The organism is Ruegeria sp. YKSD163 (assembly GCF_059612905.1).
The window spans coordinates 1-15,146 of the sequence record NZ_JBXWRM010000017.1 but is presented as its reverse complement, the minus strand read 5'-3'; the positions used below and the strand labels follow the sequence as shown (position 1 = coordinate 15,146).

Below are 15,146 nucleotides of genomic sequence, written 5' to 3'. Positions count from 1 at the left end.
CGCTAGAAAGCCCCCATGTTGCGCGCTGTTCTGCCCACCCTCCTGATCCTTGCGATTCTGATGGCCGGTCTCTGGTGGGGCTGGCTGCGCCCGCGCCTGCCCGACAGCGCCGTGGTGGATGCTGCCTATGCTCGACCGCTGCCACCGCCTGCGGGTGCGATGACAGTTTTTCACCTGGGCCACAGCCTGGTTGGACAGGACATGCCGGCGATGCTGCAACAGCTGGCCCCAATCGGGCATGACTATGCCAGCCAGCTGGGATGGGGCACCACGCTCAAGGCGCATTGGGAGCCGGATGAGGGGATCAATGGCTTTGAGCAGATGAACGACCATCCCCGCTATCGCCCCGCCGATACCGCGCTGCGCTCGGGCGACTATGACGCGGTGATCCTGACCGAGATGGTCGAGCTGACCGATGCGATCAGATATTTCGACAGCGACCGCTATTTCAGCAAATGGGCCGGACTGGCGCGCGAGGCCCGACCGGACGCACGAGTTTTTCTCTATGAAACCTGGCACTGGCTGGACGATCCCGATGGTTGGCTCAGCCGCCTGGACCGCGACCTGGTTGAACTCTGGGAAAACGAGATCCTGCTGCGCGACCTGGCCCGCAACCCCGACAACCCCGCCCATGTGATCCCGGTGGGTCAGGTCCTGTCCCGCTTCGTGCGCGCGCTTGAGGCGCGCGGCGGCGTGCCGGGTATCGACGGGCCCGAGGCGCTGTTCGGCACAGATGAGCAGGGTCGGCTCGACACCATCCACATGGGCGATCTGGGTAACTATCTGATCGCGCTCACCCATTACGCGGTGCTCTATCAGAGCTCCCCCGTCGGCCTTCCCCACCAGTTGAACCGGGCCGATGGCAGCCCCGCCCTTGCCCCCTCGCCAGAGGCCGCGCGCCTGATGCAAGAGATCGTCTGGCAGACCGTCACCAGCTATCCAAAGACCGGAGTCCCGCAATGAGCTGGATCACCAGCCTGATCGGCATTCTCTTCATCGGCCATTCGCTGTTCGGCCCCACCAACCCCCAGATGCTGTCACAGGTGCTGGAGGGGCGCGAGGTGCGGGTTGCGGCGCAAATCATCAACGGCGCGCCGCTGTCATATCAATGGGACAATGGCAGCGGTGCCGAGGGCGTAAACGCGCGCGAGGTCCTGCCCCGCGGTGGCTTTGATGTAGTGATCCTGACTGAAGGCATCCCGCTGGCCAACCAGATGCAGTATAACGACAGCATCGGCTCGGCCCGGCGCTATTACGATCTGGCCCTGTCCGCGAATCCCGACACCCGGGTGTTCCTGCAAGAGACGTGGCACGATCTACGATCGGGCAGCGGCATCGATATCGCCTATGACGAGGGCGACGACGTGCCGTGGCGCGAGCGGATCGAGGCGGATCTGCCGCGCTGGCAATCCATCGTCGACGGTGTCAATGCCACCCGCCCCGAGGGCGCACCACCGATGCAGCTGTTGCCCGCCGGACAGGCGATGCTGGCGCTGACCGATGCCATCGCAGCCGGGACCGTGCCGGGGGTCGACCGCATCGCGCAGCTCTTTTCCGACGATATCCATCCTAACGATCTGGGCTTCTATTTCCTGACCATGGTGCAATATGCCGTCGTGACCGGGGAAAGCCCGGTGGGCCTGCCCCGGCGGCTTCAGGATCGCTGGGGCAAGGCCTATGACACCCCCGATCCGGCGCTGGCGCAGCGGTTGCAGGAGGTGGCTTGGACCGTGGTGCAGGGGTTCGAGGCGCCCGAGCCACCCGCGCCGCAACCGGTGACCACCCCAGAACAGCCACTGAACGAACCCGCCACCGAGCAGGCAGGAGAGCCGGCCGAGCCGCGACAGGGCTTTGTCCCGCCGCCCGTGCCCGAGGGGCCGGTCCCGGTGGCGATCGGGCTGGCCGGGGTCAATGACTGGTCGGTCCAGCAACCGTTTCTTGACGTGTTCAAGACCGCCCGCCCCTGGATCGGCCACTTGCCCCGACAATGGGGTGGTGTCGATCATGCGCAGCTGCAAGAGGCCGGTTACCTTGACCCGAATGGCTGGGTGATGGCGATCCCGCCCGAACTGGGCTCGGTCGGGACGCTGATCCTGACCGACCTGCCCGAAGAGGCGGTCTCGACCGCCGGGCGCTATGTGCTGCGCTTTGCCGGGCAGGGCGTGGTCGAGGTTTCGGGCCGGGCCGAAAACGTACGCTATGGCAAGAACAGCGTCAGTTTCGATTTCAGCCCCGGTCCCGGATCGGTCGATATCCGCATCCAGCGCACCCATCGCGGCGGCGATTATGTGCGCGATATCTCGGTGGTCAAAGAAGAGCATCTGGACGCCTACCGGGCGGGCGGCCTGTTCAACCCGCTGTGGCTGGATCGGCTGATGGGCTTTCGCGCGCTGCGCTTCATGGACTGGATGCAGACCAACGACTCGCAGCAATCGGCCTGGGCCGACCGTCCCCGGCCCGACGAGTTCACCTGGGCGATGAAGGGCGTGCCTCTCGAGGTGATGATCGAGCTGTTGAACCGCACCGGCGCCGATGGCTGGTTTAACATGCCGCATCTGGCCGATGACGACTATATCCGCCGCTTTGCCGAGAGGGTGCGCGACGATCTGTGGATCGAACAGCGCGCCTATGTCGAATTGTCCAACGAGGTCTGGAACTGGCAATTCACCCAGGCGCAATGGGCCGAGGATCAGGCTCGCGCCCGCTGGAACAAGAAGGATCACTGGGTCAGCTACTATGCCGCCCGCGCGGTCGAGATGGCCGATATCTGGACAGATGTGTTCGCGGATCAGGCCGAGGCGCGGCTGATCCGGGTGATCTCGACCCAGACCGGCTGGCTGGGGCTTGAGGAGATGATCCTGGACGCGCCCATCTGGACCGCCGAGGAGCCGGGCCGCGCCAACCCCGCCAGCCATTTCGACGCCTATGCGGTGACCGGCTATTTCGGCGGCACGCTGGGATGGGAGGACCGGCTGCCGCTGGTCCGGCAATGGCTGGCCGACAGCCGCGCCGCGGCCGAGGCACAGGCCGATGCACAAGGGCTGAGCGGCGCGGCACGCGACGACTATGTCGCAAAGCACCACTATGACCTGGCCAGTGCGCTGGCCTGGGCCGAGCTGCGCGACGGTGCCGCCAGCGGCAAGGTCGAGGACACGCTGCTGGGGAACCTGAGCGAACGCCTGCCCTATCAGGCCGATGTCGCGCGTCGATATGGGCTGAATCTGATCATGTATGAGGGCGGCAGCCATGTGGTGGGCAGCGGACCGCTGGTGGACGATGCGGAACTGGCTGCTTTCCTTACGCATTTCAACTACACGCCCGAGATGGGAGAGCTTTATACCGACCTGGTCCGGGGATGGCACGCGCTGGGCGGCGGACTGTTTACCGCCTATGCCGATGTCTATCGGCCCAACAAATGGGGCAGCTGGGGTCACCTGCGCCATCTCGACGACGACAACCCACGCTGGGACGCGCTGGTGGAGTTTCTGAAGTGAGCCGCTGGCTGAGCATTATCCTCCCCGCCCATGACGAGGCAGCGTGGATCGGCGATTGCGCCCGCGCGCTCCTGGCCTCGGACCCGCTGCCCGCAGGCTGGCGGTGCGAAGTGCTGGTGGTGGCCAATGGCTGCACCGATGACACCGCCGCACGCGCGCGCGGCTTTGCGGACCAGGCGGCGGCGCGCGGCTGGGACTGGCAGGTACTGGAACTGGCCGAGGGCGGCAAACTGGGTGCGCTCACCGCCGGGGATGCGGCAGCGCGAGGCGAATTGCGCGCCTATCTGGATGCGGATGTGCATCTGGATGCTGCATTGCTGGCACAACTGGTCGCCGCGCTCGACACCGAGGCGCCCCGCTATGCAAGTGGCACCCCCCGCGTAGCCCCGGCAAAGAACCAGATCACCCGTCTTTACGCGCGGTTCTGGCAAGGCCTGCCCTTTGTCGCAACCGGCGTTCCCGGCTTCGGCCTGTTTGCCGTCAATGCTGCCGGGCGCGCGCGCTGGGGGAATTGGCCCGATATCATCTCTGACGACACCTTTGTACGGCTGAGTTTCACACCGCAAGAACGCCTGCGTGTGAAGGCTGGCTATGACTGGCCCATGGTCGAGGGTTTTGCCAATCTTGTGCGTGTACGGCGGCGGCAGGATGCAGGCGTGGCCGAGGTTGCGCGGCTCTATCCGCATCTGCCGCAGAACGATGGTACACCCACTCTGGGCCTGCACGGCCTGATCCGGCACCTGCTGCGCGACCCGCTGGGTTTCGCCGTCTATGCAACCGTGGCGCTCACGGTGCGGACGCCGCTTTACCGGCCCCGGTCCCGCTGGGACCGGGGCCGGTAAAGCGGCGGGGCGCCAGAAAATTCGACGAATTTTCTGGGCTTACTCCTCGAAGGTCGCGACCAGATCAGCCAGTTTGCGGGCCTGATCGTCGATGGCGTGTCGCGCCAATACGCGTGTGCGACCTGCCGCGCCCATCTCCCTCAACTGCACCACCGGTGTTTCGGCCAGCACGGCCAGCGCCTCGGCCAACGCGGCATCGTCGCCGGCGGGCACCATCCAGCCGGTTTCACCCGGCAGCACCAGTTCCGGCGTACCCGCCACATAAGTCGCCACCACCGGTCGCGCCGCCGCCATCGCCTCCATCACCACCATGGGCAATCCTTCGGCGAAACTGGGCATTACCAGCGCATGTGCCCGCTCAAGCGCCGCGCGCACGCCATCCTGATCCAGCCAGCCAGTCAGCGTGATATTGCCCTCAAGCCCGGCCTCGGTGATCGCCTTTTCCAGCGCCGGGCGCATCTCGCCATCGCCAACCAGGTCCAGATGTACCTGTGGATGGCGCCGCACCAGACGCGCCATGGCCCGTACCAACACCATCTGTCCCTTTTGTTCGACAAACCGACCGATCGAGACCAGGCGCAGTGGCCCCTCGGGGACCGGTTGCGGATCGTCAAAGGCGTCGGGCTCGATTCCGCAATGAACCACATGCAGCCGGTCCCAGGTGTCGAATCCCGCCCAACGGCAGAGCTGACTGCGTCCGAACTGACTGACCCCTACAGCAAACCGCGCAGCGTCAAGCTTCTCCCCAAGGCTGAGCGCGCCCGGCGCATCGAATTCCTCGGGCCCATGCACGGTAAACGAATATCCCGGCCCGCCCAGCGCATGCGCCAGCATTGCCACCGTGGCGGAATTGGTACCGAAATGGGCATGGATATGGCCCGCGCCCGCCGCCTGACAGCGGGCCACGACCTCGACCGCCTCGGCCAGATAGATCAGGTGGCGCGCCATCCCGCTGGATGAGACACGCCCGCAGCGCAGTGCCTGCCGCAAGGCCGCAAGGCTTCGCCCCGGTGCGTTCAGAAAACGGCGCAACAAGGCACCACCCAGCCCCAACGCCCCCCTGTCGAGCACATAGGTGGTCTTCGCCGCCTCTGCCCGATCTCTCGCATCAACCAGTGGTGTGTCTGCCCGGCGCATCGCCAGCCGCAAGACCTGATGCCCCTGTCGCTCCAGAGCCTGAATCTCGCGCCGGATGAAACTGTGCGAAGGCTGAGGATATGTGTTCAGAACATAGGCGATGATCACGAGAACGGTTATCCGGTTGAGAAACGTTCCGTCAGTCCTAACCCGATGAACCCATCGCTGCCTAGCGGTGGACCACAACCCGACACCCGGCAAGCCATCGCCTGTGGATCCCGGGCCACAAGCACAACGCGGCAGGGCGCGCTCCAATTGACCCGCCCGTCCCTCGTCCCTAGCGTGGCGACAATCCGGCCCGATGTGCCGCCAACAGAGATCCTGCATGTCCCGCCTTCTTTCCGCCTTTCACGGTTCCGGCCTGATGGCCCGCGTCCTGCGCAGCGCCTCGTGGCTGATGGTTGGCTATGGCGGCAGCCAGGCACTCAGGCTGGCGGCGAACCTGCTGATGACCCGGCTTCTATACCCCGAGGCCTTTGGCCTGATGACGCTGGTCACGGTGGTTGTGGTCGGCCTGAACCTGTTTTCCGATGTCGGCATCGGCCCGGCCATCGCACAGAACCCGCGCGGCGACGACCCCGATTTCCTGAACACCGCCTGGACCATCCAGGTGGGGCGGGGTATCGGGCTGTTCGCGGTGGCCTGCCTGCTGGCGGTGCCGGTATCGCGAATATACGACGAACCCGATCTGACCACCTATCTGCCGGTGGCGGCGGTGGCGCTGCTGATCTCGGGCTTTTTCCCGACCCGGATCGAAACCGCGCACAGGCACCTGATAGTCGGGCGTCTCACCGTGCTGGACCTGATCAGCCAGCTGATCGGCATTGGCGCCATGGCGGCGCTGGCGATTGCCACACGCTCGGTCATGGCGCTGGCACTGGGGGGTGTGATCACGGCGCTGGCCAAACTGGTCCTGACCCATTTCCTGTTGCCGGGTGACACCAACCGGTTCCGCTGGGAACCGGCGGCCCGGTCCGAGCTGATGCGGTTCGGCAAATGGATCTTCCTGTCCACCGCACTAACCTTTGTGATCAGCCAGGGCGACCGGGCGATCCTGGGCCGCTACCTGACGATGGAGATGCTGGGTATCTACAATATCGGCTATTTCCTGGGCAGTTTCCCGATCATGCTGGGGATGGCCGTGGTCGGGCGCATCATGCTGCCGGTCTATCGCGATCATCCTCCCGATACCGATATCGCCAACTGGCGCCGGCTGGCACGGTTGCGGGCAGGTGTGACGCTGGGTGTCGGGATGCCTCTGGTAGCAGTGGCGCTGGCCGGTCCACAGCTGGTCGACCTGCTCTATGACCCGCGCTACCAACTGGCCGGGCCAATGGTGACGCTGATTTCACTTGCCTTCATCCCGCAACTGATCGTCGTGACCTATGACATCGTCGCGCTGGCGCGGGGAGACAGCCTGTCCTATTTCACGCTGATGCTTGTGCGGGCGCTGATGCAGGTGGGCGCGATCCTGCTGGGGATCTGGGCCTTTGGTCTGCTGGGGGCTATCCTGTCGCTGGCGGCGGCGACGCTCGCCACCTATCCCGCCGTGTTGTGGCTGACTGGCAAATACGGCGCCCGCGACCTGCGGCACGACATCATCGCGATTGTGCTGGGCGGGGCCGCCGCGGCCACCGTGATCCGGTTTCATTGGGCCGAGATTGCGCCGCTGGCGGCGCTCTAAGCGCGACGCCTATTCCGCCGGGGTCTGACGGCGACGGAACAGGGACGTTACCCTAGACCAGAGCGAGGGTGCCCGTCTTTCAGTATCGAGATATGGCACCGTCACCACCGGACGAAAGCCCAGTTCACGCTCCAGCTGTGCAGCGCTGCGCAGGACCGGGTGGCGCATCTCCATCAGCACGGCAAGCGCAAAGGCGACGACGAAACTGGCGGCCGCGCCAAGAATGGCTTTTTTCTTGCGGCTTTCGGTGACGGGATAATCGGGGATCGCGGCCTCTTCGATCACGGTCAGGCGTTCAGCCTGACGTTCGGCCTCGATGAGAAAGCCCATCTCGGCCTCGCTACGGCGGGTCGAGACCTGATTCAATTGGTCCTGCAACTGCTCCAGCCGGCGATCATAGGTGCCCAGCATGCGCTCGACCTCGGGGCTGGTCTCGATCTGGGATTCCAGGTCGCGCTTGCGGCTGTCCAGCAACGCCCGCTGCGCGTCCAGCGTGGCCAGCTGCTCGCGATAGTCCTTCTTCAGCCGCTCTGCGGTGGCGGGGCGTTCGCTCTGATCGGCCAGTTGCATCGCGCGCTCGATCTCGATCCGCTCGCGCGCGATGTCGAGCAAGCCACCGTTGATGGTGGCGATTTCATCGCGCCGGGCATCCAGAACGCCGGGCAGCGCCAACTGGTTGTGGCTGCGGAAATCCTCGACCTCGCCTTCAAGCGCCTCTATATCGGCCTCCAACGCTGCGGCCTGCTCATCGAAAAAGGCCAGCGTGGCACGGGCATTCTCGATCCGCGTGCGCTTGCTTAGTTCGACGGTGCGTTGGCCGAATTCATGCGCCACCTGTTGCGCCAGTACGGCGGTTGGCATCCGGGCGGTGATGGTCAGAACCGAGATGGTGCCGTCGTCAGAGAACCCCTCGCGCGCGGCGGCGACGCCCTCGATCCGGACAGCGGTGCGCAGCATATCCACCTTGGCCTGCGGCTTGAGCGCGGGGATATCGGCATAGATACCGTATTTGTCGATGATCTCCAGCATGGTGCCACGGGTCGTCAGGACCTGCTGGATCAATTGCAGACGCCGCGCCGAGGATCCCTCGACCGTGCTGCGCGCCAGTTCGTCGGAGACCACCGGGCGCGCGATCTGGATAACTTCATAGGCCTCGTATTCGTGTTTTTGCATCATGGCGAGAACCAGCGACAGCGTGGTCCCGATCACGATGACAGCCAGCATGAACCGCGCACGCCTGCGGATCATGTCCAGGATGTCTTCCAAAGAATAGATCGGCCCCATGCCTGTCACTCAACTCGCTGATACCAAACCATGCCTGTATGCAGTGGCAACAGACCATGGCATACCGACGAAAATAAGGCAGTTCCGGGCAAAAACGAAGGTCAGACCGCGTAGTTTTCAGCGCCCGAGCCGCGCGCTCGGTTCAGGAGGACACCCAAAAGCGGTGTTGTCTCGCCGATCACCTGCTGGCAGCGGCGGATCTGCTCGGCGGTCGTCTGGGTACCGTCGGCGACCAGCAACACCCCGTCGAGCCGTGGCAGGAAGGCCGCCAGATCGTCATGGGCCAGGATCGCTGGCAGATCGCAGATCACCACATCCGGGTTCAGATCGGTCTGGATCAGATCCAGCACCTCGCCACAGGCTGGCGCTTGCAGCAACTCCGAGGCATCGCCCGAAATGCCGGCGCCCAGCCCCACGGCCAGCGTGCCGCTGCACCGGGTCAGGTGGTCGAGATAAGAGACATCGCCGCGCAGCAGGGCGCGCATGTCCCCCCTCGCAGTCAAACCCAGCGCCCCCGCCAACCCCGGCTCGCGCATGTTCATGTCCAGCAGCACGGTCCGGCTTTCCGGTACCCGCGCGATACTGAGCGCGAGATTCACGGCCGTAAAGCTGGCACCGCAGCCACGCGTGGGGGCCACCACACCAATCCGGTGCCAACCGCGCGCCTTGAGCGTCTGCAACAGGCGGGTGCGCAAGACGTCGAACGCCTTGGCCGCGGGGTCCGAGCGATGAAGATTGACCAGCGGCATCTGACCAGCCTGTCGACGCCCCAATCCCAGCGGCGTCGCGTGCAGACGATCCCACGGTTCGGGCAAAGTGGCGGGCAGCATCCCGGTCGGCGCAGGTTCGGCGATGGGCTGCGCCTTTGGGGGGAGCACCTTTTCGACCCGTGGCGCTGCCGCATCGGCCCGCAAGGCGGCCTTGCGGCGGAACGGACGCTCTGCCGCGCTACGCTTGCCGATACTGGTGGTCTGGTCGTTCATCAATGCAACCGTTTCAGTTTCCGGAGCCAAGTCCCTGTCATGATACGCCATAATTAGGCTCCCAAACTATGAATTCACACCTAAACTCAGTACCCGGTACGGCGCACCACAACCGACGTGGTCCGCAGCAGCAGGGAAAGATCGCCCGTCAGGGACAGGCTCGCCGCATATTCGGCATCGGACTTGGCCCGGTAGTCAAAGCGGGAATTGTTGCGCTCGGACACCTGCCACAGGCCGGTGATTCCGGGTCGCAGCGCGAAATAGCTGTCAGCTGCGCCGTAAAGCGGCAGTTGATCGGGCATCATCGGGCGCGGTCCGACCAGGCTCATATCGCCCTTGAACACGTTCCACAGCTGCGGCAACTCGTCGAGAGAGGTGCACCGAAGGAAGTTTCCGACCCGAGTAATCCTCGGGTCATTCTTCAGCTTTTGCGTGGCGTCCCATTCGGCGCGCATCGCCGGGTTTTCTGCCAACATCCGTTCCAGCCGGGCATCTGCATCCATCACCATGGTGCGCAGCTTGAGAATATGGAACTGCTTGCCGTTGCGGCCCAACCGGGGCTGGCGATAGAAAGCGCTGCCCCCTTCCAGCCGCAGCGCCAGCGCGCACAGCCCGATGATGACAAGTGCAACCGGAAGAGTAAGGAGAATGAAGGCTACATCCAGGCACCGCTTGCCCACCTTCGCATAGACGCCCTTGACCGGAGAAAAGGCTTCCACCCGCTTCTCCAGAGGTGCGTTCGTGTCGGCAGGCAGCAGCGCCGCTTCCAGCGCACTCCTGGCCCGAATGGGCTGGCCAGATACCACCGGCACCGGAACCGCCAGCGAAGCGGTGTGGATATAGTCCTTCATGTCCCCCCCTACGTGGGATACCTGGAGCGAGTGTCCGGCGCTGAACCCCTGCGCCGCGACCTCGCAGACAACTCTTTACTTACAGGCGGGACCAGGCAGCTGGCCCCGGTTCATTCGGCGGTGTCCCGACCCCGGCTTGCCGTGCCCTACGCACGGTCAAACCGGATATCAACTTGGCAAAGTTCCGCCATACTTCTGCCATGTTCGAACCTAGCATCTGTCTGGATAATTTTAAGAAATTCCGCGTCAACAGATTGTTTCCGCCAACAACCGCCTAGAATTTCGACTATTTCCAGTTTTGGCGCGAACCAATGGATCGCACGGATACGGATTGTCTCTAGTTTGGCAACCATCCACATCGGGAATCGGGACCAGCCCTTACAGAGATCGATCTTAGCAAATCCGTTCGGGAATGTGTCGAAAACATGGCGGCACTTTCATGCACCAGCTTTGTTTCCAGGTATTTGCCGGTACGTCACGCCCGCGCCCGAGGAACTTACCGCCACGCTCTAGGGTAGATCAGCAAGGGCCGACCGCTGGTCGCTGCCAGCCCTTTCCAGCTGCAACAACTGTTGGCATCCGGCGGCGACACTGTCGACCTCGCCCGCGTCCACAAAGGAGAGGAGCCGCGCCAGCGCCTGTCGCCGGCAAATCGGATCAAGCACCCCCACCGGGCCCGGCAAGCTGACGGGCATGATCGAGAAAGACGAGACCGTTTCGGGCTGCGCGCCAAAGCTGAACTTGTAGGCTTCGTTTCCATGGCCGAAATCATAGACCTCGTAGCCCCGGTCGATGGCCCAGCCGATTGCCTGTGAATGCAGCAGCGGACCGATGAAATTGCCGGTTACCGTTTCGTCCCTGCCGGCAAGGATGAAATGCACCCGTTTCATACGATGGTCCAGGATGTGACCCAGTGCGCCGATCACCCGCCCCTCGCATCGCAGGACCGGCAGGTAAAGCAGGCCCAGCCGGCTAGCCGTCGTAAGGACGCGAAGGTAGTTCTCCGCCAACAGCCGCGCTATCCGGGCGCCCTTGACCGGTGCCCATTTGCGCATCCACAGCCGCAGCATCGCACCAATATCCGATTTCAGCGCTGAACCCGGATCGTGGCTCAAGGTGTAGTCGCCGCTGACCAAGTAGCGCCGAGAATAGCGGCGGATTTTCTGGCGGGTGTTCTTGCCGGGACCGTTGGTCAACCAGGTCTCGTAATCCCCGGGAAGCGTCACGCGGGGACAGATGAGGGTGTCGGTCTGCCCGTTGTTGATAAGATGCTGCCTAGCGCTCACCGAATAGGCCGTGCCTGCAAAAGCGGACATGAACTTGGCCGAACGCGACCGCGAACCATCATATCGCAAGGACATCCGCGCCCAGGGCTGCCGCCGCAAGGCCTCGGCCAGCGCGTCGACCGCGATATCCTCGTATCCCGGTTCGCAGAGAAAACCGGTATACTCGCTCCGAACCAGTCGGCCACCCGCCTCGATCTCGGTCTGGAACTCTTGCCGACCGCGGCTCCAGCGCAGGCGGTAACTCAGCGGCAGTACACAGACCAGGCGCGGGCCATGCCAGACGGCCATAACCCGCCAGCGTCCTGGATTGTCGGCAAAGACCTGCGCCAACCAGTCCCAGGACAGAAATACGGTGCCTTCGGGGTCGCGCGCCTCCAGCGCACGCCATCTGTCGCGCAGGGCGAGGAATGCCTCATCCCTTTCGACCGGCTCGACCCGGAGCCTGCCGCTTGCCGAAACACTGGCCGCGAAATCCGGTGCACCATCCATCGTCATGCGCTTTTGAGCGAGCGTCCTTCCCTGAGGATCGCCCGGAAACTGTCGACGGCTGCGTCGAAATTACGTGCAAGCGGCGCGGTCACCGGCGATTGCGCGGCGAAATAGGCGCCGACCCTGCATATCTGCATGGCGAACTCGGGATGCACCCCGGCATCGTCATATCTACGGACCCGCTCCTTGGACAACCAGCCGCGTTTCCTCGCCTCTTTCACGATCAGCTTGAACCGCTGCGCGCAATGAAAGGTCAGGTAGACCGAGAGATAGTCCAGATAGGCGTCGATCCGGTGACCGCAGCCAGGATCGAAGGCATCTATCATCACATCGACCATCTGATCGGGCGCGATGGGCCAGGCCTCGTCACCGATGAGCCAGGCAAAATCCTCGGCCCCATGGCGCAGGCCGCAATACTCGAAATCGAACCACCTCAGCTGCCCGGTACGGTCCAGCGCCGCATTGCCCGAGCGGCAATCCCACTTCACGAATTGCCGGCCTGAACAAGCCAGACGCCCAGCGGCGGCCGCGCGGTCGAACCGAGCGTCGATCCCCATCGAATAGGGCTGCAACGCATCCACCGCATCGACCAGACTGGCGGCCCATCCGTCATGTGCACCAAGACGCGGTAACGTCTTGTGCAAGTCGGTACGCCGCGCCGCGCACTGGATACGAAAGATCGCCGCGACCGCCTCTGCGGCAAGGTCCAGCTGGTCCTTGCCCTCGTGCCGCACGATTTCCCGGTTCAAGCGACGACGCCCCACATCCGACTGGAACATGACTTCGCCCACCAGGCCAAGGCATTCGGGCAGGTCATCGCATTGCGCATGCAGACGCTCCAGAACGAATGCCTCCAGATGAGTACGCCGGACATCGGGGCGCAACGTTGCGATGACATCCATCTCGTCGAAATGAAGTCGAAAGCTGGAGCGCCCCTCGCCGCCGGGCGCGGTCACCTTGCGGACCGGGCGACCGAACCGCGCCTGGGCCGTTTCGACTATGCGGTTCAGCCGGTCGAAAGTGCCAGTGTCTGCCATGCCCTCGTTCCCTTTTACCCGTCCCCTCGATACATCCACACGTCTTTCAGCCGGGCCAATGCCCCCTTTCGATAACATGATGCCCGATTCGCCCGCAGCATTCGCGGCGATCGGCCCGCCATTGCAGTCTCCTCGCGCTCCAATCCCGCGACCGTGCAAGGATTGTTCCCGGACCGGTTTCAGGCCCGATAAATCTGCCTTGAATTTGCCATGAATATGCCTGTCCTTGGCATGTTTCAGCAGCACGCCGCATCCGCGAAACATTCGGCCGAGACCGGCGGTCGATGTCGGCCCGACGGCTCGCGGTCAGCGCCGCAGACCCAGCGCCGCGCCCACCGCCGGATGCACGGGAAGCACCTGATGATCCGCCTGCATCCGCGCCAGTCTCGCACGCGCCCAATCGGGAAACGTCGCACCGCGCCCTGTCTCTTGACTGACATTCATGATCAACGCTTCTTGCGTGGCGCAAAGCGCACTGTCCCGGTCCGCATACATCTCGCCGAAATAGATCAGCCGTTTGGCATCATGGTCGAGCAGGCGGAACCGCAGGTGGAACGCTTCGCCCTCAAGCAGCTCGCGTCGGAATTGAACATGCGATTGCAGAATATATGGGCCGGCCCCGGCGGTTTCGACATAGGTCTTGCCAAGCCCCAGTTGCTCTTCGAGCATCACGTCCAGGGCCTGATCGAAGGCCACGCCGTAATAGCCGACGTTCATGTGCCCGTTATAGTCGATCCACTCCGGCCGCACAACGAAGCCACGCACTTCGACCGGCGCCGGATAGGGGCCGTCATGGCCGCTCTGCGGGGTCATTTCAACCATCGCGCTCAATCCTCGAATATCGCCACCGCGCGGGTGAACCCCGCGCTTGCGCCTTTGATCTTGAACGGAAAACAGGAAATGGTGAAGCCCGAGGGCGGCAGCTGGTCCAGGTTCGCCAGCTTTTCCATGTGGCAATAGCCGATCTCCATCGAGGCGCGGTGCCCCTCCCAGATGATCGAAGCATCGCCACTTTCGGCATAGGCCCGCGCGGTCAGGGGAAAGGGGGCGTCCCAGGACCAGGCATCGGTTCCGGTCACCCGCACGCCGCGTTCGGTCAGATAGAGCGTCGCCGCGCGCCCCATGCCGCAGCCCTTGATCAGGTAATCCGGCTGACCATAGCGCGCGCCCGCCGAGGTATTGACCACCACGATATCGAGCGGTTGAAGCACATGCCCGATGCGTTCCAGCTCGGCCTCGACATCTTCGGCGCTGACAACGTAACCATCCGGGAAATGGCGAAAATCCAGCTTGACCCCGGGGTTGAAACACCACTCCAGCGGCACCTCGTCGATGGTGATCGCCCGCTCGCCGTTGTTCATCGTCGAATGGTGGTGATACGGCGCGTCCAGATGGGTGCCGTTATGGGTCGCAACGCGGAGCCGCTCCACCGCCCAGCCCTCACCGCCCGGTAGATCCTCGCGTTTCAGCCCCGGAAAGAAGGACATCACCTGTTCGGCGGTCTGATCATGGGTGAGATACTCAATCTCGGGCAACATGATCGGCGGGTCGGAAACGATACCGGTTTCCAGTGGCACGGAGAGATCGACAAAGCGACGGGACATGAGCACTCCTCTGGGCATGCCCGGCGCAAGTTAGGCGGCCCCGCAACGCCCGACAAGACGCAAAGGGGGCGCTGCCCCCTCGGCCCTGCGGGCCTCACCCCCGGAGATATTTTTGACCAGAAAGAAGCATATGCGCGGTGCCGCTTCTTTCTGGTTCAAAATACTCCGGAGCGCGAGGCGGAGCCTCGCAATGGACCTACTCTGCCGCCAATGCCTCGACCTTTTCGACCTTTACGGCGGAGTATTTGAACTCTGGTATTTTTCCGTAAGGGTCGAGGGCTGCGTTTGTGAGGATGTTTGCGGCGGCTTCGACATAGGCGAAGGGGAGGAAGACGTTGTCCTGGGCGATGGCGCGGTCGGCGCGGACCATGACCTGGACGCTGCCGCGCCGTGTGGTGAGGCGGATCATGTCGCCGGGCTCGATGCCCATGGCGCGCAGGGTGGCTGGGTGCATC

At 63.9% G+C, this 15,146-nt stretch carries 13 protein-coding genes; 4 read left to right on the top strand and 9 right to left on the bottom strand.

From position 1 onward, the window contains the following. The first annotated feature begins 15 nt into the window (after nucleotides 1-15). The 3 genes from AC2FNA_RS19025 to AC2FNA_RS19015 are packed head-to-tail and all read left to right on the top strand — an operon-like array spanning nucleotide 16 to nucleotide 4,336. Nucleotides 16-963 (top strand): hypothetical protein, encoded by a 948-nt coding sequence (locus AC2FNA_RS19025; RefSeq protein WP_496829231.1) that lies wholly within the window; start codon nucleotides 16-18, stop codon nucleotides 961-963. Continuing rightward, entirely contained in the window at nucleotides 960-3,494 is a 2,535-nt protein-coding gene (locus tag AC2FNA_RS19020; RefSeq protein WP_496829230.1) for a hypothetical protein, read from the top strand. The genes AC2FNA_RS19025 and AC2FNA_RS19020 overlap by 4 nt, the downstream gene beginning before the upstream one ends. Next, on the top strand, nucleotides 3,491-4,336 hold the full coding sequence (locus AC2FNA_RS19015; protein ID WP_496829228.1) for a glycosyltransferase family 2 protein: 846 nt from the start codon (nucleotides 3,491-3,493) through the stop codon (nucleotides 4,334-4,336). The genes AC2FNA_RS19020 and AC2FNA_RS19015 overlap by 4 nt, the downstream gene beginning before the upstream one ends. Before the next feature lie 39 nt (nucleotides 4,337-4,375). On the opposite strand, the gene AC2FNA_RS19010 is transcribed toward AC2FNA_RS19015, so the two are convergent. Next, entirely contained in the window at nucleotides 4,376-5,581 is a 1,206-nt protein-coding gene (locus AC2FNA_RS19010; protein ID WP_496829226.1) for a glycosyltransferase family 4 protein, read from the bottom strand. Nucleotides 5,582-5,798: 217 nt separating this feature from the next. Between AC2FNA_RS19010 and AC2FNA_RS19005 the strand changes: the two genes are divergently transcribed. After that, complete coding sequence (locus AC2FNA_RS19005; protein WP_496829224.1) at nucleotides 5,799-7,157, top strand: oligosaccharide flippase family protein; 1,359 nt, start codon at nucleotides 5,799-5,801, stop codon at nucleotides 7,155-7,157. A gap of 9 nt (nucleotides 7,158-7,166) precedes the next feature. Here the strand turns inward: AC2FNA_RS19005 and AC2FNA_RS19000 are convergent, their stop codons facing one another. The 8 genes from AC2FNA_RS19000 to AC2FNA_RS18965 all read right to left on the bottom strand — a co-directional run. Then, on the bottom strand, nucleotides 7,167-8,405 hold the full coding sequence (locus tag AC2FNA_RS19000; RefSeq protein ID WP_496829222.1) for a GumC domain-containing protein: 1,239 nt from the start codon (nucleotides 8,403-8,405) through the stop codon (nucleotides 7,167-7,169). 137 nt (nucleotides 8,406-8,542) lie between these two features. Beyond that, complete coding sequence (locus AC2FNA_RS18995; protein WP_496829220.1) at nucleotides 8,543-9,424, bottom strand: CpsD/CapB family tyrosine-protein kinase; 882 nt, start codon at nucleotides 9,422-9,424, stop codon at nucleotides 8,543-8,545. Between the two features lie 86 nt (nucleotides 9,425-9,510). Next, the gene (locus AC2FNA_RS18990; RefSeq protein WP_496829218.1) at nucleotides 9,511-10,275 is read right to left on the bottom strand and encodes a sugar transferase; all 765 of its coding nucleotides are present in this window, start codon (nucleotides 10,273-10,275) and stop codon (nucleotides 9,511-9,513) included. Between the two features lie 509 nt (nucleotides 10,276-10,784). Next, nucleotides 10,785-12,056: a GNAT family N-acetyltransferase gene (locus AC2FNA_RS18985; RefSeq protein WP_496829216.1), complete on the bottom strand. Its 1,272-nt coding sequence runs from the start codon at nucleotides 12,054-12,056 to the stop codon at nucleotides 10,785-10,787. Further along, nucleotides 12,053-13,087: a hypothetical protein gene (locus tag AC2FNA_RS18980; protein WP_496829214.1), complete on the bottom strand. Its 1,035-nt coding sequence runs from the start codon at nucleotides 13,085-13,087 to the stop codon at nucleotides 12,053-12,055. The genes AC2FNA_RS18985 and AC2FNA_RS18980 overlap by 4 nt, the downstream gene beginning before the upstream one ends. A gap of 306 nt (nucleotides 13,088-13,393) precedes the next feature. Next, a complete protein-coding gene (locus AC2FNA_RS18975) occupies nucleotides 13,394-13,909 on the bottom strand; it encodes a thioesterase family protein (RefSeq protein WP_496829212.1) in 516 nt (171 codons plus the stop codon). A gap of 5 nt (nucleotides 13,910-13,914) precedes the next feature. Next, nucleotides 13,915-14,691, bottom strand: coding sequence for a cyclase family protein (locus tag AC2FNA_RS18970; RefSeq protein WP_496829210.1), 777 nt, complete (start codon nucleotides 14,689-14,691; stop codon nucleotides 13,915-13,917). A 196-nt stretch (nucleotides 14,692-14,887) separates the two neighbouring features. Beyond that, nucleotides 14,888-15,146 (bottom strand): molybdopterin dinucleotide binding domain-containing protein (locus tag AC2FNA_RS18965; RefSeq protein ID WP_496829208.1); only part of this gene is annotated, 259 nt, incomplete at its 5' end.

Coding starts and splice junctions, on each gene's coding strand:
- AC2FNA_RS18980 (WP_496829214.1), bottom strand. CDS start 13,087: ATGGCAGACACTGGCACTTTCGACCGGCTGAACCGCATAGTCGAAACG.
- AC2FNA_RS19020 (WP_496829230.1), top strand. CDS start 960: ATGAGCTGGATCACCAGCCTGATCGGCATTCTCTTCATCGGCCATTCG.
- AC2FNA_RS18970 (WP_496829210.1), bottom strand. CDS start 14,691: ATGTCCCGTCGCTTTGTCGATCTCTCCGTGCCACTGGAAACCGGTATC.
- AC2FNA_RS18990 (WP_496829218.1), bottom strand. CDS start 10,275: ATGAAGGACTATATCCACACCGCTTCGCTGGCGGTTCCGGTGCCGGTG.
- AC2FNA_RS18975 (WP_496829212.1), bottom strand. CDS start 13,909: ATGGTTGAAATGACCCCGCAGAGCGGCCATGACGGCCCCTATCCGGCG.
- AC2FNA_RS18985 (WP_496829216.1), bottom strand. CDS start 12,056: ATGACGATGGATGGTGCACCGGATTTCGCGGCCAGTGTTTCGGCAAGC.
- AC2FNA_RS19025 (WP_496829231.1), top strand. CDS start 16: ATGTTGCGCGCTGTTCTGCCCACCCTCCTGATCCTTGCGATTCTGATG.
- AC2FNA_RS18995 (WP_496829220.1), bottom strand. CDS start 9,424: ATGAACGACCAGACCACCAGTATCGGCAAGCGTAGCGCGGCAGAGCGT.
- AC2FNA_RS19000 (WP_496829222.1), bottom strand. CDS start 8,405: ATGATCCGCAGGCGTGCGCGGTTCATGCTGGCTGTCATCGTGATCGGG.
- AC2FNA_RS19005 (WP_496829224.1), top strand. CDS start 5,799: ATGTCCCGCCTTCTTTCCGCCTTTCACGGTTCCGGCCTGATGGCCCGC.